We start from the raw sequence: 21,828 nt of genomic DNA, 5'->3' as shown, positions 1-21,828 counted from the left end.
CTCCTCGCCGCGGCGACCACGACGCTCTTCGCGCGGCTCAGCCGGCGGCAGGGAGTCGAGGCCCGGGCCTTCCCATTCGATGGCCTTGCCGGTCAGCTTCTCGATCGCCGCGACCAGCTTGTCGTCATGGCGCGTCACGATGGTGAAGGAGGCGCCTTCGCGCCCGGCGCGGCCGGTGCGGCCGATGCGGTGGACATAGTCCTCGGCATGCGTCGGCACGTCGAAGTTGAAGACGTGGCTGACGGCGGGAATGTCGAGGCCGCGGGCGGCGACATCGCTCGCAACCAGGATCGGATTCTCGCCGGTGCGGAAGGATTCGAGCGCCGCCATGCGCGCGTACTGGTCCATGTCGCCATGCAGGGCGACGGCCGGAAAGCCGTGCTTCTGCAAGGATTTGTGCAGCGTTGCTACATCGCGCTTGCGGTTGCAGAAGACGATCGCGTTCTGCAGGTCCTTTGCGTCGCGGATGAGCTTCCGCAGGACATCGCGCTTCTCGTAATCCTGACTGTTCGAGGCGATCAGGCGCTGGGTGATGGTCGCGGCGGCGGTCGCCGGGCGCGAGACCTCCACGCGCACCGGATTGTGCAGGAACTGCTCGCTGATCCGCGTGATTTCCGGCGGCATGGTCGCCGTGAAGAACAGCGTCTGGCGGGTGAACGGCACCAGCTTGCAGATCCGCTCGATGTCGGGGATGAAGCCCATGTCGAGCATCCGGTCGGCCTCGTCGATGACGAGCAGTTCGACGCCGGTGAGCAGGAGCTTGCCGCGCTCGACATGGTCGAGCAGGCGGCCGGGCGTCGCGATCAGCACGTCGACGCCGCGCGTGATCTTGGCATCCTGGTCGCCGAAGGAGACGCCGCCGATCAGCAGCGCGACCGAGAGCTTCTGGTTGACGCCGTAGCGGGTGAAGTTCTCCTCGACCTGGGCGGCGAGCTCGCGGGTCGGCTCGAGGATGAGCGTGCGCGGCATCCTGGCGCGGGCGCGGCCGTTCTCCAGGATGGTCAGCATCGGCAGCGTGAAGGCCGCGGTCTTGCCTGTACCGGTCTGGGCAATGCCCAGAACATCCTTGCGGGCGAGAACATGCGGAATGGCCTGGGCCTGGATCGGCGTCGGCGTCGTGTAGCCTGCGTTAGTGACGGCCGTCAGAACTTTATCGCTGAGGCCGAGTTCGGCGAAGGACATCGAGGGTTGCGCTTCTTCTGGGTCGGTGACACGTGGCGGGATGACCGATCGACCACCACGGTGGCGCGACTTTGCTTGCCTGCGCGCCTTCGGACGTTCGTGGAATGCAGAAAAAGCAGGGCAAAGTCAACATTCTAGCGAGGTTAGACGATGATGAGCGCGAGAAGCATGGCAGTTCCCGAGCCCTTGGTGCTGGTCCCGGGGCTGAATTGCACCGCAGCGCTCTATGCGCCGCAATGGCCGGCTTTGGCGTCCGGCAGGCCGATTCTTGTCGCTGAAACGAGCTCTGACGAGACTATTGGCGCGATCGCCGAGTGTCTGCTGGCGGCCGCGCCGGAGCGTTTTGCGCTCTGCGGGCTGTCCATGGGTGGCTATGTCGCGTTTGAAGTAATGCGGCGCGCGCCGGAGCGCGTGACGCGTTTGGCGCTGCTGGACACCAGCGCAAAACCTGCGACACCGGAAACCAACCAGCCCCGCGAGCAGATGATCGCGCTCGCCGAAAAGGGAGCCTTCGACAACGTCACGACCTTGCTGTGGCAGAAGCTGGTGGCGCCGGCCCGGCTCGCCGACGAGGCGCTGCGGCTCCTGGTGCGCCAGATGGCCGAGGATGTCGGTGCGGCCGGCTTCGTGCGCCAGCAGCGGGCGATCATGGGGCGGGTCGATTCACGCCCCGGCTTGTCGGCCATCACAGTGCCGAGCCTGGTGATCGTCGGTGCCGAGGACGAAATCACACCGCCGCTGGAGGCGAAGGCAATCGCCAGCGGGATCGGCGCCAGTGCGCGCTATCTGGAGATACCTGGCTGCGGCCATCTTTCGACGCTGGAGGCGCCGGAGATCGTGACGAGGGCTCTGCTCGACTGGCTCGATTGAGGTGTCAGCGCGGGACGACGCAGGGGTCGAGTCTGGTCTCGCCGGCACGCTTTGCGAGCGAACCGGTGACCATCGGGTCGATCATCTGTCCCTTGGCGGCGGCGGAGGCGGCCTGTCGCAGGCCGTCGCGGTCGAGATGCGCCGTCTGGTAGGAGACGAAATTGGCCGCGATTACCGAGAGGAAGGCGATCGCTGCGCCGGCTTTGGCGACATCGGCGACCATGCCGCCATGTTCGTTGCGCAGAAAGGCCATGACGAGGCGCATCGCGCTCTCCTGAAGAAGGCATGGCGTCAGACGCCGACAAGCAGAGAATGCAACCGAGCCTGTAAAGACTTGGTTAGCGACATTCTCACGCGCCGGATGACTGCATAGGCCGCCAGGCCGGAAGGTCAGCTCGCGAAGGGCAGGGTACCGATGCCTCGATCGCCCCCTTCGAGCTTGGCGCGGTTCTCCCGGAAGACCCGGCGCAGTTCTGCCAGCACGGCTAGCACCGCAGGTCGCTGGCGGGCGATCTCGTGCGAGACGAGGAAGATCGCGTCGGCGGTCGCCTCGGGCGGCTCCTCGATGCGGACGAGGTTTTCGTCGGCGTCGGCGATGAAGCAGGGCGCCATCGAGACGGCGCCGGAAGAGCGGATGCTCTCGTAGCGTGCAGCGGAATCGGCGACCCGTGCCGCGATCGGCCGGCCGGCAGCCCAGGCGAGGATGTGTTCGTCGATCCGCGACGAGACATCGCGGCTGACCGAGATGATCGGTGCACTCGCAGGGTCGACGCCGCGCCTGGCATAGAGCGCCTGCACGAGCCGGCCGACCTTCTGGCCGAAATAGCCAGTGTCCTCCGGCGGCTTGCGCATGCGGATCGCGATCTCCGCCTCGCCGCGCGCGAGGTCGAGCCGCTCGCGCGTGCTGAGGATGACGATCTCGACGCCGCCGGCAGCCGCCGACAGCCTCGTCGCATTCATGGTCAGGAGCAGGCTGATCGAGGTCGTTGCAGTGATCCGCACCGGCGCGTCGTCGGCGGGCAAGGCCGCCTTCGCACGATTGGCGAAGCGGGCGGCGGCCGCGGCGACTGCCGCCGCCTCCTGCGCCAGCGCGGCACCAATCTCGGTCGGGATCAGCCGGTTGGCGCCGCGCCTGAACAGCGGGAAACCCAGCCTTGCCTCGAAGCTGCGCAGCCGTCTTGCGACCGTGGTCTCGCTCAGCCCGAGCGCCACCGCCGCCACGGCCAGCGCACCGGCGGTCGCGACCGCGTGGAAGATCTCGATATCCTCCCAAGGCAGGGCCCCGGGCAGGCCGTCGCGTCGAGATGGAGGGGAAGCAGGCTGCCCCATGCGATCAGCTGCCAGCGGCAGGGCGTGGAGGCAGGGCGCTCCGGCGTTTCATGGCAGGCACAGGATGAGAGGTTTCGCATGCGGACAGGATGTCCGCATGGCGCCGTTGCCGCAGCCCGGCAGGAATGCGGGGGAGCCCGGCGCGCGCGCTGCTGCCGGGCCGCGAGATCACAGGTCGATCAGCTCGCCGGCGAAGGCGGCGCGTTCCTGGATGAAGACGAAGCGGGCTTCGGGCTTGTTTCCCATCAGCCGTTCGACCGTATCCGAGGTCTCCTGCTTGTTCTCGTGGTCGACCATGACCTTGAGCAGCATGCGCTTGGCCGGATCCATGGTCGTTTCCTTGAGCTCGGCCGGCATCATCTCGCCGAGGCCCTTGAAGCGGCCGATTTCCGGCTTCTTGCCCTTGAACACCGTCTCGAGCAGCTCGGCTTTGTGCGCGTCGTCGCGGGCATAGACCGACTTGCTGCCATGGCGCAGCCGGTAGAGCGGCGGCACCGAAAGGTAGAGGTGGCCCTTTTCGATCAGGCGCGGCATCTGGCGCCAGAAGAAGGTGACGAGCAGGGAGGCGATATGGGCGCCGTCGACGTCGGCGTCGGTCATGATGATGACCTTCTCGTAGCGCAGATCGTCCTCGCGGAACTGCGTGCCGATGCCGCAACCGAGCGCCAGGATCAGGTCGGCGAGCTGCTGATTGGCGTTGAGCTTGTCGCGGGTCGCATTGGCGACGTTGAGGATCTTGCCGCGCAGCGGCAGGATCGCCTGCGTCGCGCGGTTGCGCGCCTGCTTGGCCGAGCCGCCGGCCGAGTCGCCCTCGACGATGAAGAGTTCCGAGCCAGCCGCGCCGGCATTGCTGCAATCGGCGAGCTTGCCGGGCAGGCGGAGCTTGCGCGTCGCGGTCTTGCGCGAGACCTCCTTTTCGAGCCGGCGGCGCAGGCGCTCGTCGGCCCGGTCGACTGACCAGTCGAGCAGCTTCAGGGCCTGCTGCGGCGAGGCCGCGAGCCAGTGGTCGAAGGCGTCGCGGACCGCGTTCTCGACGATGCGCGCCGCCTCGAGCGTCGCCAGCTTGTCCTTGGTCTGGCCCTGGAACTCCGGCTCGCGGATGAAGACGGAGAGCATGGCCGTGCACGTCGCCATCACGTCGTCGGAGGTGACCTGCGCCATGCGCTTGCTCTGGCCGATACGCTCGGCGTGATCGCGCAGGCCGCGCAGCAGGGCGATGCGCAGGCCCTGCTCATGCGTGCCGCCCTCGGGCGTCGGGATGGTGTTGCAGTAGGAGGAGCTGAAGCCGTCCTCGCCGGTAGCGAGCCAGGCGACCGCCCATTCGAGCGAGCCGTGGCCGCCTTCCTTGGTGAGCTTGCCGCCGAAGATCGGCTCGGCGACGAGGTCCTTGCCCTCGATCTCGCCGGCGAGATAGTCGCGCAGGCCGCCGGGGAACTTGAACACGGCCTCGGCCGCGACATCGCCTTCGGGCTTGAGCAGGCTTGGCGCGCAGCGCCAGCGGATCTCGACGCCGCCGAATAGGTAGGCCTTGGAGCGCGCCATGCGGAACAGGCGTGCTGGAACGAAATGCGCACCTTCGCCGAAGATCTGGGCGTCGGGATGGAAGCGCACGCGAGTGCCGCGCCGGTTGGCGACGCGGCCGACCGTCTCCAGCGGCCCTTGCGGAATGCCGCGCGAGAAGATCTGGCGGTACAGCACCTGGCCGCGCGCGACCTCGACCTCGAGGCGGTCGGACAGCGCGTTGACGACGGAGACGCCGACGCCGTGCAGGCCACCCGAGGTCTCGTAGGCGCGCGAGTCGAATTTTCCGCCGGCGTGCAGGATCGTCATGATGACTTCCAGCGCCGACTTGCCGGGAAATTTCGGGTGCGGGTCGATCGGGATGCCGCGGCCATTATCGGTGACGGCGAGCGAGCCGTCCTCGAACAGCTCGACATCGATGAAGGTGGCGTGGCCGGCCACCGCTTCGTCCATGGCGTTGTCGATCACCTCGGCGAAGAGGTGGTGCAAAGCGCGCTCATCGGTGCCGCCGATATACATGCCCGGCCGGCGGCGAACCGGTTCGAGGCCTTCCAGGACCTCGATCGCGGAGGCGTCGTAGCCGGTTTCGGACAGGGTGCCGGAGCGGGCAGGGGCGCGTGCCGGCTTCGGCGGCGCGGCGGCGGGGGCGCGTGCTTCCACGCCTTCCAGCCTGCCTTCGTCGTCGCCGAAAAGATCGTCAGCCATCGCTTTTGCGCCCAGGTGATTCGTAACGAGAAAATATAGCGCATTCGCTGCCCGGCAGTGGCAAGCAGGGCGCTACCCGCCCGCAATAGACCGATATGGCCTCGGCAGGAAGGCCGGATGACGAGGCGCGAGACGTAATGTCACTGCGCCGTCACGCTCCGCTGTCAAGAGGCAAGGGAACTTCAGTCGCCGCTACGCGGTTCAGGCATCGTTAACCATGTCGCCCCGATGCTTGCCATTGTCCGGCGCGGGCTTGGCTTGGTCGGTGGTTTGGATATGCTGGTGCTCAAGGGGAGGAATGCCGTGGCGTCGCGTGCCGTAGTGCCGAAGATCAGGCTTGCCGGGCTCGAGCGTGCGGCGCGCCATGCCGGTGAGGCTTTCGCCTATGAGGAGCTCTCCGGCCATCCCGAGACACGCGATGCGGAGTCTGCCCAGCTGCGCCGCCTCTGGTGGCTCGCAGCGGCGGTCGCTCTGGTCGGGCTGGTCGCCCTCGTGCTGCGCTGAGGCGCGTCAGCCCTTCCTCAATCTTTCGCCGCTAGAACGCCTCTGCGGAGGTCGTCATGCGCGTTGTCATCGTCAGTGATTTCGGGGCCGTCAACGGCGGCGCCGCCAAGGTCGCGATCGAGAGCGCGCGTGGGCTCGCCGAAGCTGGCGTCGATGTCGTCTTCGCCTGCGCCATCGGCCCGGTCTCCGACAGACTGGATCATCCGAGGATCGAGGTCGCGCACTATCAGGGCGAAGAGGTCTGGCAGGTCGGCAGCAAGATCGCAGCGGCCCGCCAGGGCATCTGGAACGCCGCCGCCCATGACTTCCTGACAGCGCTGCTGGCGGAACAGCCGCGCGGCGACACGCTCGTGCACCTGCACCAGTGGACCAAGGCCTTCAGCCCGGCGGCAATCGCGGCGGCTGGCGCCAGCGGCCTGCCGGTCGCCATCACCATGCACGACTACTTTTCTTTCTGCCCGACCGGCGCCTATTTCGACTTCAAGACGGGCGCGCCATGCCAGCAGACACCGATGTCGGTCGGCTGCGTCACCGCCAATTGCGACCGGGCGTCCTATGTCCACAAACTGGTCCGGGTCGCCAGGCAGTGGCGTTCGGACGAAGCCATGCGCGGCCTAAAGGCGCCGCTTTTCATCCATGTCAGCGAATTCGCCCGGCGCTTCGCCGAGCCGTTTCTGCCGAAATCGGCCCGCCATGTCGTGGTCGAGAACATGATGGAAGCGCCGCGGCGGGAGCCGGTGGATGCAGGTGCCAACCGGCACGCGCTCTTCCTCGGCCGGTTCACGCAGGAAAAGGCCGGAGATGTCCTGGCGCGCGCGGCGCTCGCCGCCGGCATGCCGGTGCGTTTTGTCGGCGAGGGCCCTCTTGCCGCCGAAATCGCGAGGCTGAACCCCGCCGCCGAGGTGCGCGGCTGGGTGCCCGCTGAGCGTGTCTTCGACGAGATCGCGCAGGCGCGCTGCCTCGTGCTGCCTTCGCTCTGGTACGAGCCGGGTCCGCTGGTGATCGCCGAGGCGCGTTCGCTCGGCGTGCCCGTAGTCCTGGCGCGCACCACCGGCCCGGCGAGCTGGATCGAGGACGGTACCGACGGCATCCTAGTTGACGGCGGCGATGTCGACGGGCTGAGCGACGCGCTTTCGCGGCTGCAGGATGACGCGTTCGCGAGCCGCATGGGTGCGGCGGCGCATCGCCGCTACTGGGCCGACCCACTGACCACCCAGCGCCATGTGTCGCGGACGATCGCCGCCTATCGCGGCTTGCTGCAAGCTGGCGAGGTTCAGGCCGCCAGCGCCTGATCGGAGGCGATTCCCGGCCCGAAAGGCTGCGCTGCAGAAAGCCTGGCTAGAGAATTTTCGGCCATTCCGACGACCTGCTCATGGCGAGCAGGTTGTAGCCCTTGGTGCGGTCGCGCTTGTGGGCGTCGAGTTCGCCAGCCTGCGATATCGGGACGATACGCTCGTCGAGCAGCAGGCGGACCTCGAGGCCGCGTTCATCGAGAATGTGCCGGGTCAAAGCGTGATCCGGATCGGAACCATGATCCTCGTAGATCACCAGCGCGTCGTCGCGCAGCGCGCGCTCCATGCCCGCGAGCGCCTCGCGCTCCACGCCTTCAACGTCGAGCTTCACCACCAGGCGGCGGCCCGTCCAGCCCTGCTGGGCGAGCAGGTCGTCGATGGCGATCGAGGTCACGCTTTCGCCGCCGGAAGCCTCTCCCTGGCTCGCAATGCCGCGAGCTTCGTGTGCCTCCGTATTGAGGCGGACCTCCACGCCAGAACGGTCGAAGATGGCGCGGTGGAAGGCCGTCACGCGGTTGGCATGCGGGGCGATGTTAGCGGAAAGCAGGGCGAAGGTCGTGGCCGAGGCCTCGATCGCGAGGGCCAGCTTGCCGCCGCCGGCGCCGGACGCCACGAAGACCGACCAGTAGCCGATATTGGCGCCGCAATCGACGAATCCGTAGTCGACACCGGCGATCAGGCGCAGGAAGCGCGCCGTTTCCGGCTCGTGGTCATAAGAGCGCAGCAGCATGCGGTTCCAGTAGGGGTCGCTGGCCGGAAAGCTGACCTGCGCATCCGGGGCTAAAGCGATCTTGGCCGTGAGCCCGGCCCAGGCGGCGTTGCCAACGAGCCGGCAGGCCTTGTACAGGCCGCGCTGCATCAGCGGCCGCGACAGTGCTCCGTAGGTGTCGAGCGCGCCAATCAGGGCGCGCTGGCGCCAGTCGCCGGCGGTCAGGCGCCCGGTGCTCCGGTCGATGGCGATGTCGGCTTCGACGGGGGCAGCCATGGGATCGCTCCGCTACAAGGGAGCGCCATCGGTAGCTGAGAGACTTTGCCGAGCGGTAAAGGCCGGCGCGGAAGGGCGAAATATCGGCTAGAGCTTTTTGCGATCACACGGAGCCGTCATTGCGAGCGACAGCGAAGCAATCCAGGGGCGGCGGTGCTCTACGCCTCCTGGATTGCTTCGTCGCTTTGCTCCTCGCAATGACGATCGTGCTTAAAGCAGATCGATATCCGCATCAGCGCGCATTGACGAAAAAACCGGGGCGCAAGCGCCCCGGTTCGTCAGTTGGATCGCGAAACAGGTCGCGGTCGGGAGGTTATCTTCTCCTGAGCGCGACGCTCAGTAGGAGTAGTACATCGCGAACTCGACCGGGTGCGGCGTCATCTCGTAGCGCATCACATCCTGCATCTTGAGCTCGATATAGCTCTCGATGAAGTCGTCGGTGAAGACGCCGCCGGCCTTGAGGAAGGCGTTGTCCTTCTTGAGCGCGTCGAGCGCCTCGCGCAGCGAGCCGCAGACCGTCGGGATCTTCTTCAGCTCGCGCGGCGGCAGGTCGTAGAGATCCTTGTCCATCGCCGGGCCGGGATCGATCTTGTTGATGATGCCGTCGAGGCCGGCCATCGTCAGCGCCGCGAAGGCGAGATAGGGGTTCGCCATCGGATCGGGGAAGCGGACTTCGACGCGCTTCGCCTTCGGCGAGGTCGTCCACGGAATACGGCAGGAAGCCGAGCGGTTGCGCGCCGAATAGGCGAGCAGCACCGGAGCCTCATAGCCCGGGACGAGGCGCTTGTAGGAGTTGGTCGACGGGTTGGTGAAGGCGTTCAGCGCCTTGGCGTGCTTGATGATGCCGCCGATGTACCAGAGGCACTCCTGCGACAGGTCGGCATACTTGTTGCCGGCCATGATCGGCTTGCCGTTCTTCCAGATCGACTGGTGGACGTGCATGCCCGAGCCGTTGTCGCCATAGACCGGCTTCGGCATGAAGGTCGCAGTCTTGCCGTAGCTCTGGGCGACGTTGTGGATGCAGTACTTGTAGACCTGCATCTGGTCGGCCATGTGCGTCAGCGTATCGAACTTCAGGCCGAGCTCGTGCTGGGCCGAGGCGACTTCGTGGTGGTGCTTCTCGACCTTGGCGCCCATGGCAGCCATGGCAGCCAGCATCTCGCCGCGCATGTCCTGCGCCGAATCCTGCGGCGGAACCGGGAAGTAGCCGCCCTTGGTGGCGATGCGGTGGCCGAGATTGCCGCCTTCGTACTCGGTCATGCCGTTGATCGGCAGCTCGACATTGTCGAGCTTGAAGCCGGTGTTGTAGGGGTCGGCAGCGATCTTGACGTCGTCAAAGACGAAGAACTCGGCTTCCGGGCCGACATAGACGGTGTCGCCGATCCCGGTCGACTTGAGGTACGCCTCTGCCTTCTTGGCCATGCCGCGCGGATCACGGCCATAGGGCTCGCCGGTCGCCGGCTCGAGCACGTCGCAGGTGATGACCATGGTCGAGGCCGAGAAGAAGGGGTCGATGCAGGCCGTGGTCGGGTCGGGCATCAGCAGCATGTCGGACTCGTTGATCGCCTTCCAGCCGGCGATCGAGGAGCCGTCGAACATCGTGCCCTCGGCGAAGATCTCCTCGTCGATCATCGAGATGTCGAAGGTGACGTGCTGCCACTTGCCGCGCGGGTCGGTGAAGCGGAAGTCGACGTATTTGACGTCATTTTCCTTGATGGCCTTCAGCACATCCTTGGCGTTCTTCATTTTCGACATTCCTCTCGACTGCAGTTCTCACGACCGGCGTCGTCCGCGGCTTCCTTGCCGCCGGTGCACGCCTGCCGGGTTCCGGAAAAATTCCTTCAGATCGCGTCCGCGCCGGACTCGCCGGTGCGGATGCGGATCGCCCCCTCGATGGACGATACAAATATCTTGCCATCGCCGATGCGGCCGGTCTGGGCCGCCTTCTTGATGGCCTCGATGGCGCGCTCGACCATGTCGTCGGCGAGCACGATCTCGATCTTCACCTTGGGCAGGAAGTCCACGACGTATTCGGCGCCGCGATAGAGCTCTGTATGGCCCTTCTGGCGGCCGAAACCCTTCGCTTCGAGCACGGTGATGCCCTGGAGGCCGACTTCCTGGAGCGCTTCCTTCACCTCGTCGAGCTTGAAGGGTTTGATGATCGCCTCGATCTTCTTCATGCGCCGACCAGCCTCCGTGGCGTAAGATTACCGAATTCGCAGTCCCAGGCCCGGTTCTGCCCTCGGCAACCGTCCAGCATCGACCGTGCCGGGTCAACCAAGCCCCGCCCGTCTTGCTCATAGCATCGGCGCGGCCCGCTCGCCATGTCGGCAGGCCCGCAAAAGCGCCCGTTCAGACGGCAGAAAACCGGCTAAAATTTGTGCATGTGCTGCATAATTGGACATTCGGGTTGAGTGTGCCGTTCTTGTCGGTGTGTGGCCGCTCATGGATGATCCGGGAATGACCAAGCCCGCACCAGATTCACTTGCCCTGCTGAGCGTCGCCGAAATGGCCGGCGCGGACGAGGCTGCGATCGCCTCGGGCATTGCGGGCTTTGCGCTGATGGAGCGTGCGGGCCGCGCGGTGGCCGATGCGGTCTCGAGGCGCGGCCGGCCGGGCGAGCGCGTCCTGGTGCTGTGCGGCCCAGGCAAGAACGGCGGCGACGGCTTCGTCGCGGCGCGTCTGCTCGAGGCGCGGGGCTTTGCGATCACGCTGGCGCTGGCAGGCGAACGCGGGCAGCTCACGGGCGACGCCGGCGAAGCGGCTGCAGGCTGGCAGGGGCCCGTCCTGGCCGTGGCGGAGATTCGGCCGGAGGATCACGCGATCATCGTCGACGCCCTGTTCGGGGCAGGGCTCAACCGCCCGCTCGGAGGCGCCGTCGCTGCGCTGGTCGAGCGCGTCAATGCGAGCGACCTTCCTGTCATCTCCGTCGATGTGCCGAGTGGCGTCTCCGGCGACAGCGGCATGACGGCCGGCCCGGCGATCAGGGCCGACGAAACCGTTACCTTCTTCCGGTTGAAGCCCGGACATCTGTTGTATCCCGGGAGGGCGCTCTGCGGTGTCGTCACTCTCGCCGATATCGGGATCACTGCCGAGATGGTGTTCGGCCCGGGCAAGCCCCCGCCGATGACCTTCAGCAACGAGCCGGCGCTCTGGCAGGGGCAACTTCCCCGGCACGAGGCGGGGACACATAAATACCGGCGCGGCGCGGTGGCGGTCGCCGCTGGCGGGCTTGCCGGTGTCGGCGCACCGCGGCTCGGCGCGCGGGCGGCGCTGCGGATCGGGGCGGGATTGGCGACGATCATCTGCCGGCCGGAAGCGCTCGCCACCCATGCCGGCCGTGGCCCCGACGCGCTGATGCAGATTGCCGCGGCGGACGGTGCGGCCTTTGAGGCGGCTCTGGCGACGCGAAAGCTCTCGGCGTTGCTCGCCGGGCCGGCACTGGGCCTCGACGCCATGGCAGCGGAGGTTGTGACGGCGGCGCTGTGCGCGAAGCTTCCGCTCGTGCTCGATGCCGATGCGCTCACGGTTCTGGCAGCGCGGTCCGAGCTGCTGGAGGAGCTCGCCGGCCGGCGGTCTGTTCCGACCGTGCTGACGCCGCATGAAGGCGAATTCCTGCGTCTGTTCGGCGATCGCGCCCCTTACGCCTCCGGAGCATCGCGTCTCGTCCGCGCGCGGACGGCTGCGACAGCGACCGCTTCGGTGGTCGTGCTTAAGGGGCCGGACACCGTGATCGCGGCTCCCGACGGGCGGGCAGCCATCAATGCCACGGGCTCTGCCGCGCTGGCGACGGCAGGCTCCGGCGATGTGCTCGGCGGTATCGTCACGGGCCTGCTGGCCCAGGGCATGCCGGCCTTCGAGGCGGCCTGCGCCGCAGTCTGGCTGCATGGCAAGGCAGGAGAGGCGCTCGGCTTCGGTCTGATCGCCGACGACCTGCCCGAGGCACTGCCCGGCGCGCTGCGGCTGGTCGCCGGCTGAGTAGGGCATCCGGGCTGGGGCAGGCGGCAAGGAGAAGCCCGCTCCTTGCGGAGGCGGGCTTCTTGTCCGGCCGCTAAGCCCTCAGCGAGGACTTTAGCGGGCGGCGTAGGTCACGGCCGGAGCGCTGGTGAGCTGCTCCTTGCTCAGGTTGATCTTGCCGTGGTCCGGATACATTTCCGGAGCACGTGGGGTAGGCGCCGGCTGGCTTACGACGCCACCGGCGCTGCCCGACGGAGCCGGGGCCGAGGCGGCCATGGGCTGGTCGCTCCAGGTGACCTGGTCGAACGGGATCGCGACATCCTTCGAGCCGATGCCGAGGAAGCCGCCTACGCCGACGGTGACCAGCTCGATCTTGCCGGTCTTGTCGAACACGACCTCGGTGACGTCGCCGACCTTCTTGTTGTCGGGCCCGTAGATGTCGACGCCCATCAGCTTCGAGGCGCGCCATTTGCCCTGGCCAGCCAAGTTGTTCTCGGGCGCCTTCGCCGTCTCAGGGGCAGGGGCTGGCATGGCCGGCGCAGTGGTCGCGGGCGCGCTGGGCTGCGGGCTCGGAGGCGTGCTGGGAGAGGTGGTCTGGGCGACCGCAGCTGCGGCAAGCATGACGCCGCCAATCGCCGTCAATGCAACGTGACGCTTGTACATCGTTTTCCTCCTGTCGGCTTTCCGCATGATGCGGGATGCCTGAACAACGCCGGCAGCAGGGTTTTGTTCACGTCGTCTTGAACAAGCGCTCTGAAAGAGGGGCAAAAGGGCTCATACTCAGCAAGTCTTCGCGCTCAGTACGGCTCGTTTAGGGGAACTGCGCAAGGCTGGGCTTACGACTTGAAAGGCGCTCGGATGCACAGGAGCTTGCTCATCGCCGGCCTTGCTGTGGGCAGCGCAGGCCTAACCACACCGGCGGAGGCGTTCTGGCCGCGCACGCAGCTCCAGGCCTGCTCGGCGGTCGCGAACGAGGCCGATTTCCAGCGCTGGCGCTGCTGGGAGCTGGACGGGCAGGTGCCGATGTACTTTGGCGTCCCTGCAATCGAACTCTACCCACCCCCGACCGCGCGCGAATGGCGGCGACCAACGCTGCGCTCGGGACCTGTCGTCAGGCGGCTGGGCTGAAGCCCGCCGGCCCGAGCCGGCGAGGCGACACAGCGGAGGCCGGGCGCTCGATGACATCGCCCGGCCATTGAGTGTGTGCTCGGCTGGCGGGCGTCAGCCCCAGACCCAATGACAGCGCTGCACCCGGCGTCCCCATCGATCGAAGTGGATGCGGCAGACGCGGCGTCGGCGCACATGGCGCCGGTGGTGGCGGTGCCGCCGGTTGCGGTGATGCCAATGCACCGAATTGCGATTCTGGGCGGACTCGATCGGCGTTCCGTCGGGCGCCGCCATAGCCGCACCCTCCGCGGCCGCATTCGGGAGCAGGGGAACGATGCTCTGGGTTGCGGGGGCCGCCGCGGCTTCGAAGGCGGCCAGGGTTCCGGTGCCGCCGGCGGCGAGCGCCAACAGTGCGGTGATGAAAGATCGACGCTGCATGCTTGCTCCTCGGTCGTCGTCCCGCCGCCCCATGACGATCATGCATGCGGAGGGGAGCACGTCCAGCATGTCCGTCTCGCGGAAAAGGCGGGGAGGAGGCCTCTCCGTCCGGGTCGGTCCGAAATGGTGCGCGGCGCCACGCCAGAAAGGCCGGCAGCGGGGCGGACTGAAGCGCGAGGTCGCGTCTACGGCCAGCAGAGGAAGAGCAAAGCTCCCGCCCCTGCAAGATTGACCAGCGTCACCAGCCAATGCGACGTGGCGGCAACCAGCTGCGCCTGAAAGCGCCTCTCGCATTCACATTCCGGCACGGTAATTCCCCCTGCCAGGGAGTATTGTCCAGCATGGCGAGATTGCGCTCCCCCCAAATGGGGGGACTCCCGGAACGCTGCCTATCGGGAAATCGATGCTGGCCAGGCGAGTTCGCCGCAGCCGCGCCTGCGCGAAGTCCATGCCGCCTGCGGACAATTGCGTTGAATCAAGTCCCGCCTCGTTCCGAGCTCGTAGCATCGCCTGCAGAACGTTCCTCCAGACAGGATTCTGCCATGTCCAACACACCACACACCTTGGCCGACGAGTTCCCGGGCCTTGGGGATGCGATCCACAAGCTGAAGATCGCGAATCCCGACTTCGCCCAGCTCCTGGTTCGCTATGACGAGGTCAACGATCAGGTCCATCTGGCCGAAACGAACATCACCCCCGTCGACCAGCTCACCGAAACCGAGCTTCGCAAGGAGCGTCTGCGGATCAAGGACGCGATCAGCCAGGCGCTATCGGGCCAGTGAGTCGCTTCTCGCAGCAGGCCGGGACCGGCCTGCCCGACCTCAGACAAGGAATGGCATGTGATGAGCACACTCCCTCGCAGTTTCAGGCATGTCCGGCTTGTGCTGGCGCGTGAGAAGGGGGCACCACAGGGTGATGACCGCAACGGTTATGATCTCCTGGTTCCGCTCGATGACGACAGCCGCCTCGACCCGGCGGAATGGAAAGCCAATCGCGCGGCTTGCCGGGTACGCCGCTTCCAGCCCGGGCAGGCCGACATGATCGGCCTGCTGCGTCGCAAGCCGGGAGGGAGCTGGTTCATCGACTACAAGGAAGGCGAGGACGACGACGAGGCAGGCTATCGCCTCGGCGAGGAGCGTTTCGTCGCGGGAGAATATGTCTCCATCCACGACGGCGACGAGATGCACACCTATCAGGTGCTCTCGGTCAATCGACCCTGAATGCGGTCAGCCCGCCCTTTCGAGGGCGGGCTGCTAGCTTTCCGCTTGCGCGGCCCCCAACTCATCTCTCGCTAGCCGTTTCGGAGCGCCGGCTCCCGTCTCGGCCATGATTGCCTCCTTGGCCGGGAAGGAATTGCGCGCCCGATCCATCAGCGGACGCTCGACCCAGCGGTGCAGAAGCGCGGCGACGGCAAGCGAGGTGACCACCACGTAGACCGGGAAGAGCCCGAACCAAACCCAGTTCGTCTGAGGCAACAGGAGCTGACAGGCCATTGCGCCGATCATCGCGATCGGGACATGGGCGAGGTAGATGCCGTAGGACCAGTCGCCGGCCCGTCGGATCCCCGTTGCCATCGCGCCGTGAACCGTACCAGTCCCGAGCGCCGCAGCCACGAGGAGCGTTGCGGGACCGCCCCAGACGAGCCACCTCCATGCCCCAGGATCAGCGGTGGCCAAGGCGAGGCAACTCACTGCTGCAATCGCCAGGAATGACCGCGCCCCGCTGGGAAGGCTGAGGTTTCCAGTCCGATAGAGCCAGTAAAGGCCAATGCCCGCAGCGAATTCGAGGATGATCGGGCTCGTCCAGAAGCGCGGCGCCAGAGCGACGGGCTGAGCCAATGCCCCCAGCGCTGCAAGCAGAACGAGCAGGCCGACCACGACGCTCAGCGCCACGCGTTCCGTGAAAACCAGGGCCATCGCGAAAAACACGTAGAACGCCATCTCATAGTTGAGCGTCCAGCCGACGGTCAGGATCGGATAGACCAGTCCTTCGGCATTGGCGGCCGGCAGGAAAAGATAGGACGCGGCAACTGACCACCAGGAGGCATCGCTCCAGGCCCGGCTTCCGATCGCGATGAAGGCGACGATCATGAAGCTCGTCGTCAGCCAGTACAGAGGGACGACGCGCGCTGAACGCCGCAGGGCGAACTGCCGCCAGGCTCCCGGCTGGCCGTAGAGGGAGCGGCTGGAGTAAGCGATGATGAAGCCCGAGATGACGAAGAAGATGTCGACGCCCACGGGGAAGGGAAATATCGACAGCGGCGAATCTATAGGGGCAATCCCCAGATAGCGTGTCGAGATTGCGTTCACTGTGTGCTCTACGAGCACCAGCCCGGCGGCAAGACCCCGCAGCGCCTGTATACCGTCAAGCTGTAGACGCGATGTCACTTACGGCTCTCGCTATCGTCGAAACGGCACACGCTGTACCACTGCGGATGAAGGATGCCGAGGCTCCCCTCGCATTACTACGGGCAATGACTGAATTCTGTTTCGTCTGTGCTTGTCCCCGCGGCGGCCTCCCGGCCGCGCGAAGAGAGCTTTCTCTGCCGATTTTGTGGAAGGCGCGGGCGGAGCAGCAGCGAGGGGCGGCCATGTCAGGGCAAAACCGGCCGGCTGACGTTCAAGCTTGCTCTGCGGAGCTGCCGTTTCGATCCAAGCGACGGACTGGCGTCGCCGAGGCCGTGGTGAGCGGGGAGGGGATCGAACCCTCGACCACATGATTAAAAGTCACGTGCTCTACCACTGAGCTACCCGCCCTCACTGACGCGCTGCATAGGCAGGGCCGGCCTTCCGGTCAACATTGTTCGTAGCGCTTCCTCATGGCAGAAGCCCCGCAGAGGTTCCCGATGTCACCGTTTGCCATGTCCCGAAAGCCAAGCCAGATGCGGACCGCGCCCGCCGGCGCGGGCTCACGCGCCCTGCCGCGGTCCCGCCCCATCGCGGCAGCCTGAGCCGATGGCGAGCGAGGAAATCCGTCGCTGGCGCGGCTGGACAAAGGTATTCGGGCTGACAGCGCTCGGCGTCATCGCTGCCCTGTTCGGCTTCATCGCGGTCCTCGATCCCTATGGGGCCCGCGTTCAGGCCGGGCAGTCGGCCCGGCCATTGATGGATCTGAACCAGCGGTTCATGTACCCGCAGCTGGTCCGCTCCGGCGCCTTCGACTCCGCGATTCTCGGCACGTCGACCCTGCGGCTGCTCGATCCGGCGATTCTGTCGCAAGGCCTGCAGACGCGCCTGGTCAATCTCGGCATGAACGCTGCCACACCCTGGGAGCAGGTGCAGATCGCCACGCTGTTCGCGCGCAAGACCGCAGCGCCGAAATACGTGATCTGGGGTATCGACCCGTTGTGGTGCGACGCCGACGCGACAGAAGAAGAGAAGCGACTGACGCCGCGGCCGTTCCCGCCTTGGCTCTACGACGATGCCACATGGAACGATTGGGCGAAGCAGCTCAACTTCACCACGCTCGAAATCGCCGTGCGGCTCGCCGGGCACCGGCTCGGTCTGGTGCCGCCGCGGATCCGCGGCGACGGCTATGAGGTCTTCACGCCGCCCGAAGCCAGCTACGACCTGGCCCGCGCCCGTTTCCATCTCTATCGCCACGCTGACGGCAAGGTGCCCGATCTGGCGCCGCTCTCGCCGCCGGAGTTCGTCGCGGCGGAGCAGCGGGCCGCGTGGCGCTTTCCGGCGCTGGCGTGGCTCGACCGGGCTCTCGCGGCCTTTCCGCAGCAGACGCGCCGCATCCTTGTCCTGCCTCCGATCCACGGCGCGACCTTGCCGCGCGAGGGGACGGCCGGGTTCGAGCGGCAGCAGGCCTGCAAGGCGCAGATCGCGACGATCGCGGCCCGGCACGGGGCGATCATCGCTGATTATGCCCATGTCTCGCCGCTGACCCGCGAGGATACGAACTACTGGGATCCGCTGCATTACCGGCTGCCGATCGCGCGGCGGATCGAGGCCGACCTGATCACGCTTGGCAGGGGTGAAAAGCCACCGGCGGACCCGGCTCTGCAGGTGGTCGAACCCATTCGTTAACGCGGCATAAACCAAGCCGTTCTAGCGTCGTGGCATGGTCATTCGTCGCGGCGTCCGCTCCATCCTGATCACTCTGGCGCTCTACCTCGTCTCGAGCGGGGTCGTCGGCTACTTCCTGTTCCATGCGCAGCACGGTGCGCGCGGGCTGGAGGCGCTGGGTGGGCTCCGAGAGAAACTCGGCGAGATGGAGGTCGAGATCGCGGAGCTCACTGCCGAGCGACAGGTCTGGGAGAAGCGCCTCAGCCTGATGCGCGACCAGGCCGTCGATCGCGACCTTCTCGAGGAGCGTGCCCGGGCCAGCCTGGGGCGGATCCATCGCAACGACGTCGTCGTGATGGGGCGTTGAGGCGTCGGCAGCCCCTGCATTAGTCGCAAAAAGATCGATTAACCGAATTCAAGTTAAGTTCGTATAATCAAGTAATTTCAAGATCTTGGATCATGTTGCAGTGCGAGATGCCTATCTCGCCAAGGCTTTGGCGTTCCTCTACAACCGAAGCAGTTGAGCTTCGGAGGACTGCTTATGGCCATTGCCGCGCGTAAGACGAAGGCGGGTGCTCCTGCCAAGGCGGCCGGAAAGACCCCGGCGAAGGCTGCGGCGAGAACGGCCAAGGGTGACAGCAAGGCGATCCCGAATACTCCGGTCTTCGACAAGGAAGAGGAGTTGCACGCCTATCGCGAGATGCTGCTGATCCGGCGTTTCGAAGAGAAGGCCGGCCAGATGTACGGCATGGGCCTGATCGGCGGGTTCTGCCATCTCTATATCGGCCAGGAGGCCGTGGTGATCGGCATGCAGATGGCCTCCAAGGAAGGCGATCAGATCATCACCGGCTATCGCGACCATGGTCACATGCTGGCCTGCGGCATGGAATCGCGCGGCGTGATGGCCGAGCTGACCGGCCGGCGCGGCGGCTATTCGCGCGGCAAGGGCGGCTCGATGCACATGTTCAGCCGCGAGAAGAACTTCTATGGAGGCCACGGCATTGTCGGCGCCCAGGTCTCGCTCGGCGCCGGTCTCGGCTTCGCCAACTGGTATCGCCAGGACGGGCGAGTATCGATGGCCTATTTCGGCGACGGCGCCGCCAATCAGGGCCAGGTCTATGAGAGCTTCAACATGGCCCAGCTCTGGAAGTTGCCGGTCGTGTTCGTGATCGAGAACAACCGCTACGCCATGGGCACCTCGGTCAACCGCGCTTCGGCCCAGACCGATTTCTCGCGCCGCGGCGTCTCCTTCGGCATCCCCGGCGAGCAGGTCGACGGCATGGACGTGCGCGCGGTGCGCGCCGCCGGTCAGCGGGCGATCGATCACGCCCGCTCCGGCAAGGGGCCGTACATCCTCGAGATGCAAACCTATCGCTATCGCGGGCATTCGATGTCCGACCCGGCGAAGTACCGCTCCAAGGACGAGGTCCAGCGCATGCGCGAGGAGCACGACCCCATCGAGCAGGTGCGGGGCCGTCTGACGCGCGAGCACAAGATCGGCGAGGACGAGTTCAAGGCGATCGACGCCAAGGTTCGCGAGATCGTCAACGACGCGGCCGAGTTCGCGACGCATGATCCCGAGCCGGACGTCTCGGAGCTCTTCACCGACATCCTGCTGGAGCCGGCGCAGGCCTGACCAGGCGCTGCGCTCCCATATCGACCTTTCAGCCCCGACGGGCTTTCCAGAAATCCAGGTGCGTTCATGCCGATCGACATTCTCATGCCTGCGCTGTCGCCGACCATGGAGCAGGGCAAGCTCGCCAAATGGCTGAAAGCCGAAGGCGACAAGGTCAAGGCCGGCGACATCATCGCCGAGATCGAGACTGACAAGGCGACGATGGAAGTCGAGGCGGTCGACGAGGGCATCCTCGCCAAGATCCTGATCGCCGACGGCACCGAAAACGTCGCGGTCAACACGCCGATCGGCGTGATCGCCGCCGACGGCGAGGATGTGAACGCCGCCGCCAGCGGTGCCGCCAAGGCGGAAGCAACGCCGGCCGCTGCGGCTGACCCCGAGAAGGTGACCGAAGCGCCGGCCGAGAAGCCTGCGCCGGCATTGGCCCCGAGCGTCCCGGCCCAGGCCAAGTCCTACGACGCCTCTTCCGAGTTCCCGGCGGGAGCCGAGGTCGTCACGATGACGATGCGCGAGGCGCTGCGCGACGCGATGGCCGAGGAGATGCGCCGCGACGCCGACGTCTTCGTCATGGGCGAGGAGGTCGCCGAGTACCAGGGCGCCTACAAGGTCACCCAGGGGCTGCTGCAGGAGTTCGGCGCGCGCCGCGTGATCGATACGCCGATCACGGAGCACGGCTTTGCTGGCATCGGCGTCGGTGCGGCGCTGACCGGCCTGCGGCCGATCGTCGAGTTCATGACCTTCAACTTCGCCATGCAGGCGATCGACCAGATCATCAACTCGGCCGCCAAGACGCTCTACATGTCCGGCGGCCAGATGGGCTGCCCGATCGTCTTCCGCGGCCCGAACGGCGCGGCCGCCCGCGTCGGCGCTCAGCACAGCCACGACTACGCCGCCTGGTATTCGAACGTGCCGGGCCTGAAGGTGGTGATGCCTTACAGCGCCTCGGACGCGAAGGGCCTGCTGAAGAGCGCGATCCGCGATCCCAACCCGATCATCTTCCTCGAGAACGAGATCCTCTACGGGCGCTCCTTCGAGGTGCCGAAGGGCGACGACTTCCTGGTTCCGATCGGCAAGGCCAAGGTGGTGCGCCCCGGTACCGACGTCACCATCGTCTCGTTCGGCATCGGCATGACCTATGCGCTCGGCGCCGCCGAGGCGCTGGCCAAGGACGGCATCGAGGCCGAGGTCATCGACCTGCGCACCATCCGGCCTATGGACATCGAGACCGTGATCGCCTCGGTCCAGAAGACCAATCGCTGCGTCGCGGTCGAGGAGGGCTTCCCGCAGTCCGGCGTCACTGCCGAGATCGGCATGAAGATCATGGAGGCTGCCTTCGACTATCTCGATGCCCCGGTCGCCCGTGTCACCGGCAAGGACGTGCCGATGCCCTACGCCGCCAATCTCGAGAAGCTCGCGCTTCCGAATGTCGGCGAGGTCGTCGCGGCGGCCAAGGCCGTCTGCTACAGGGCCTGACGCGTGCAGCTGACGATCGGAGCCATGATCGCTTCGGTCGCCCTCGCGTTGATCGGGGGGCTGTCGGCCTATGCCTATGTCCAGCCGAAGCGTCGGCTGGCGCCCCGCCCGCTGGTGCCGCGCGACCTCGCTTTGGCGAGGCTCAGCCTGCACCGCGTCGACCTCATCTCCTTCGTGCTGGCGGCGGCCGGCGTCCTGACGCTCATTCCTGAATCGGTCCAGGCCTTCGCGCCGGAACTGATGAGGGGACGGACACTCGCCGGCACCGCGCTCGAACGTCTCGACTATATCGCCTTCGTTCTCGTCTCCCTCAGCTTCGGCATGGGCACTGTCCGCCGTATGCTGGTCATCGCATTGGAAAAAGCGAGCCTCCCGTCATGCCCGTGAACATCCTGATGCCCGCACTGTCTCCGACCATGGAGAAGGGCAACCTCGCCAAATGGCTCAAGAAGGAAGGCGACGCGATCAAGGCTGGTGACATCATCGCCGAGATCGAGACCGACAAGGCGACCATGGAGGTCGAGGCGGTCGATGAGGGCGTCCTGGCGAAGATCGTCGTGCCGGAGGGCACCGCCGACGTCGCTGTCAACGAGATCATCGGTGTGATCGCCGGCGAGGGCGAGGACGCCAAGAGCGTCTCGGCCCCGAGTGCCGCGCCGGCCAAGGCCGAGCCTGCACCGAAGGCGGAAGCCAAGGCGGCGGCGCCGGCTTCGGCAGTGTCCGCTCCGGCCGCGCCTGCGGCTGCGCCAGCACCAGCCGCGGCGCCCGCCGCCCAGGCCGTGGCTGCGGCCTCCGGCGAGCGACCCTTCGCCTCAC

General features: G+C 66.6%; 22 protein-coding genes and 1 tRNA gene. 12 read left to right on the top strand and 11 right to left on the bottom strand.

All coding sequences use genetic code 11. The features are described from left to right. The coding region (locus RKE40_RS27395) for a DEAD/DEAH box helicase (protein ID WP_316021331.1) at positions 1–1,182 on the bottom strand (1,182 nt) is incomplete at its 3' end. A 189-nt stretch (positions 1,183–1,371) separates the two neighbouring features. Here RKE40_RS27395 and RKE40_RS27390 point away from each other — a divergent pair. After that, positions 1,372–2,052, top strand: coding sequence for an alpha/beta fold hydrolase (locus tag RKE40_RS27390; RefSeq protein ID WP_316021332.1), 681 nt, complete (start codon positions 1,372–1,374; stop codon positions 2,050–2,052). A 4-nt stretch (positions 2,053–2,056) separates the two neighbouring features. Here RKE40_RS27390 and RKE40_RS27385 read toward each other — a convergent pair whose 3' ends face one another. From RKE40_RS27385 to parE, 3 genes are all read right to left on the bottom strand, one after another. Further along, complete coding sequence (locus RKE40_RS27385) at positions 2,057–2,317, bottom strand: hypothetical protein (RefSeq protein ID WP_316021330.1); 261 nt, start codon at positions 2,315–2,317, stop codon at positions 2,057–2,059. A gap of 125 nt (positions 2,318–2,442) precedes the next feature. Next, positions 2,443–3,381, bottom strand: a complete 939-nt coding sequence (locus RKE40_RS27380) for a LysR family transcriptional regulator (protein WP_316021329.1) — start codon at positions 3,379–3,381, stop codon at positions 2,443–2,445. Positions 3,382–3,549: 168 nt separating this feature from the next. Then, positions 3,550–5,607 (bottom strand): DNA topoisomerase IV subunit B, encoded by a 2,058-nt coding sequence (gene parE, locus RKE40_RS27375; RefSeq protein ID WP_316021328.1) that lies wholly within the window; start codon positions 5,605–5,607, stop codon positions 3,550–3,552. A 303-nt stretch (positions 5,608–5,910) separates the two neighbouring features. Between parE and RKE40_RS27370 the strand changes: the two genes are divergently transcribed. Together RKE40_RS27370 and RKE40_RS27365 are read left to right on the top strand one after the other, a co-directional pair. After that, a complete protein-coding gene (locus RKE40_RS27370; RefSeq protein ID WP_316021327.1) occupies positions 5,911–6,111 on the top strand; it encodes a hypothetical protein in 201 nt (66 codons plus the stop codon). A gap of 56 nt (positions 6,112–6,167) precedes the next feature. Then, positions 6,168–7,403: a glycosyltransferase family 4 protein gene (locus RKE40_RS27365; protein WP_316021326.1), complete on the top strand. Its 1,236-nt coding sequence runs from the start codon at positions 6,168–6,170 to the stop codon at positions 7,401–7,403. A 46-nt stretch (positions 7,404–7,449) separates the two neighbouring features. Here the strand turns inward: RKE40_RS27365 and RKE40_RS27360 are convergent, their stop codons facing one another. The 3 genes from RKE40_RS27360 to RKE40_RS27350 all read right to left on the bottom strand — a co-directional run bounded on the left by RKE40_RS27360 (position 7,450) and on the right by RKE40_RS27350 (position 10,568). Then, entirely contained in the window at positions 7,450–8,388 is a 939-nt protein-coding gene (locus RKE40_RS27360) for an FkbM family methyltransferase (protein WP_316021325.1), read from the bottom strand. Between the two features lie 336 nt (positions 8,389–8,724). Next, entirely contained in the window at positions 8,725–10,134 is a 1,410-nt protein-coding gene (gene glnA, locus RKE40_RS27355; RefSeq protein ID WP_316021324.1) for a type I glutamate--ammonia ligase, read from the bottom strand. 95 nt (positions 10,135–10,229) lie between these two features. After that, a complete protein-coding gene (locus RKE40_RS27350; protein WP_066469077.1) occupies positions 10,230–10,568 on the bottom strand; it encodes a P-II family nitrogen regulator in 339 nt (112 codons plus the stop codon). 280 nt (positions 10,569–10,848) lie between these two features. Between RKE40_RS27350 and RKE40_RS27345 the strand changes: the two genes are divergently transcribed. Further along, positions 10,849–12,366, top strand: coding sequence for an NAD(P)H-hydrate dehydratase (locus RKE40_RS27345; RefSeq protein ID WP_316021323.1), 1,518 nt, complete (start codon positions 10,849–10,851; stop codon positions 12,364–12,366). A 93-nt stretch (positions 12,367–12,459) separates the two neighbouring features. Here the strand turns inward: RKE40_RS27345 and RKE40_RS27340 are convergent, their stop codons facing one another. Then, a complete protein-coding gene (locus RKE40_RS27340; RefSeq protein ID WP_316021322.1) occupies positions 12,460–13,008 on the bottom strand; it encodes a PRC-barrel domain-containing protein in 549 nt (182 codons plus the stop codon). A 558-nt stretch (positions 13,009–13,566) separates the two neighbouring features. After that, positions 13,567–13,959 carry a hypothetical protein gene (locus RKE40_RS27335; protein WP_316021321.1) on the bottom strand — a complete coding sequence of 131 codons (393 nt, stop codon included), beginning with the start codon at positions 13,957–13,959 and terminating at the stop codon, positions 13,567–13,569. A gap of 473 nt (positions 13,960–14,432) precedes the next feature. Here RKE40_RS27335 and RKE40_RS27330 point away from each other — a divergent pair, with 473 nt between their 5' ends. Next, complete coding sequence (locus tag RKE40_RS27330; protein WP_316021320.1) at positions 14,433–14,672, top strand: YdcH family protein; 240 nt, start codon at positions 14,433–14,435, stop codon at positions 14,670–14,672. A 60-nt stretch (positions 14,673–14,732) separates the two neighbouring features. Next, the gene (locus RKE40_RS27325; RefSeq protein WP_316021319.1) at positions 14,733–15,110 is read left to right on the top strand and encodes a hypothetical protein; all 378 of its coding nucleotides are present in this window, start codon (positions 14,733–14,735) and stop codon (positions 15,108–15,110) included. A 33-nt stretch (positions 15,111–15,143) separates the two neighbouring features. Here RKE40_RS27325 and RKE40_RS27320 read toward each other — a convergent pair whose 3' ends face one another. Next, positions 15,144–16,277 (bottom strand): acyltransferase family protein, encoded by a 1,134-nt coding sequence (locus RKE40_RS27320; RefSeq protein WP_316021318.1) that lies wholly within the window; start codon positions 16,275–16,277, stop codon positions 15,144–15,146. 294 nt (positions 16,278–16,571) lie between these two features. Continuing rightward, positions 16,572–16,646: transfer RNA gene (locus RKE40_RS27315), tRNA-Lys, on the bottom strand. 198 nt (positions 16,647–16,844) lie between these two features. Here RKE40_RS27315 and RKE40_RS27310 point away from each other — a divergent pair. From RKE40_RS27310 to RKE40_RS27285, 6 genes are all read left to right on the top strand, one after another. Beyond that, on the top strand, positions 16,845–17,924 hold the full coding sequence (locus RKE40_RS27310) for a hypothetical protein (RefSeq protein ID WP_316021317.1): 1,080 nt from the start codon (positions 16,845–16,847) through the stop codon (positions 17,922–17,924). Positions 17,925–17,958: 34 nt separating this feature from the next. Beyond that, positions 17,959–18,270 (top strand): FtsB family cell division protein, encoded by a 312-nt coding sequence (locus tag RKE40_RS27305; RefSeq protein WP_066469090.1) that lies wholly within the window; start codon positions 17,959–17,961, stop codon positions 18,268–18,270. A gap of 174 nt (positions 18,271–18,444) precedes the next feature. Next, positions 18,445–19,539, top strand: a complete 1,095-nt coding sequence (gene pdhA, locus RKE40_RS27300) for a pyruvate dehydrogenase (acetyl-transferring) E1 component subunit alpha (RefSeq protein WP_316021316.1) — start codon at positions 18,445–18,447, stop codon at positions 19,537–19,539. A gap of 66 nt (positions 19,540–19,605) precedes the next feature. Beyond that, entirely contained in the window at positions 19,606–21,012 is a 1,407-nt protein-coding gene (locus RKE40_RS27295) for a pyruvate dehydrogenase complex E1 component subunit beta (RefSeq protein ID WP_316021315.1), read from the top strand. Between the two features lie 24 nt (positions 21,013–21,036). Beyond that, the gene (locus RKE40_RS27290; protein ID WP_066469094.1) at positions 21,037–21,399 is read left to right on the top strand and encodes a hypothetical protein; all 363 of its coding nucleotides are present in this window, start codon (positions 21,037–21,039) and stop codon (positions 21,397–21,399) included. After that, the coding region (locus tag RKE40_RS27285; protein WP_316021314.1) for a biotin/lipoyl-containing protein at positions 21,390–21,828 on the top strand (439 nt) is incomplete at its 3' end. The genes RKE40_RS27290 and RKE40_RS27285, both read left to right, overlap by 10 nt.

Origin of the sequence: Allobosea rubneri (assembly GCF_032464875.1) — a bacterium.
GTDB lineage: Bacteria > Pseudomonadota > Alphaproteobacteria > Rhizobiales > Beijerinckiaceae > Allobosea > Allobosea rubneri.
Note: the sequence above shows the minus strand (reverse complement) of the source record. Positions and strands in the feature narration are given on the sequence as shown.

What these genes read in the sequence shown, in the direction of transcription:
- RKE40_RS27305 (WP_066469090.1), top strand. Translation starts at nt 17,959, where the DNA reads ATGGTCATTCGTCGCGGCGTCCGCTCCATCCTGATCACTCTGGCGCTC.
- RKE40_RS27310 (WP_316021317.1), top strand. Translation starts at nt 16,845, where the DNA reads ATGGCGAGCGAGGAAATCCGTCGCTGGCGCGGCTGGACAAAGGTATTC.
- RKE40_RS27365 (WP_316021326.1), top strand. Translation starts at nt 6,168, where the DNA reads ATGCGCGTTGTCATCGTCAGTGATTTCGGGGCCGTCAACGGCGGCGCC.
- RKE40_RS27290 (WP_066469094.1), top strand. Translation starts at nt 21,037, where the DNA reads ATGATCGCTTCGGTCGCCCTCGCGTTGATCGGGGGGCTGTCGGCCTAT.
- RKE40_RS27325 (WP_316021319.1), top strand. Translation starts at nt 14,733, where the DNA reads ATGAGCACACTCCCTCGCAGTTTCAGGCATGTCCGGCTTGTGCTGGCG.
- RKE40_RS27340 (WP_316021322.1), bottom strand. Translation starts at nt 13,008, where the DNA reads ATGTACAAGCGTCACGTTGCATTGACGGCGATTGGCGGCGTCATGCTT.
- RKE40_RS27330 (WP_316021320.1), top strand. Translation starts at nt 14,433, where the DNA reads ATGTCCAACACACCACACACCTTGGCCGACGAGTTCCCGGGCCTTGGG.
- RKE40_RS27360 (WP_316021325.1), bottom strand. Translation starts at nt 8,388, where the DNA reads ATGGCTGCCCCCGTCGAAGCCGACATCGCCATCGACCGGAGCACCGGG.
- parE (WP_316021328.1), bottom strand. Translation starts at nt 5,607, where the DNA reads ATGGCTGACGATCTTTTCGGCGACGACGAAGGCAGGCTGGAAGGCGTG.
- RKE40_RS27345 (WP_316021323.1), top strand. Translation starts at nt 10,849, where the DNA reads ATGACCAAGCCCGCACCAGATTCACTTGCCCTGCTGAGCGTCGCCGAA.
- glnA (WP_316021324.1), bottom strand. Translation starts at nt 10,134, where the DNA reads ATGAAGAACGCCAAGGATGTGCTGAAGGCCATCAAGGAAAATGACGTC.
- RKE40_RS27295 (WP_316021315.1), top strand. Translation starts at nt 19,606, where the DNA reads ATGCCGATCGACATTCTCATGCCTGCGCTGTCGCCGACCATGGAGCAG.
- RKE40_RS27385 (WP_316021330.1), bottom strand. Translation starts at nt 2,317, where the DNA reads ATGCGCCTCGTCATGGCCTTTCTGCGCAACGAACATGGCGGCATGGTC.
- pdhA (WP_316021316.1), top strand. Translation starts at nt 18,445, where the DNA reads ATGGCCATTGCCGCGCGTAAGACGAAGGCGGGTGCTCCTGCCAAGGCG.
- RKE40_RS27350 (WP_066469077.1), bottom strand. Translation starts at nt 10,568, where the DNA reads ATGAAGAAGATCGAGGCGATCATCAAACCCTTCAAGCTCGACGAGGTG.
- RKE40_RS27380 (WP_316021329.1), bottom strand. Translation starts at nt 3,381, where the DNA reads ATGGGGCAGCCTGCTTCCCCTCCATCTCGACGCGACGGCCTGCCCGGG.
- RKE40_RS27335 (WP_316021321.1), bottom strand. Translation starts at nt 13,959, where the DNA reads ATGCTGGACGTGCTCCCCTCCGCATGCATGATCGTCATGGGGCGGCGG.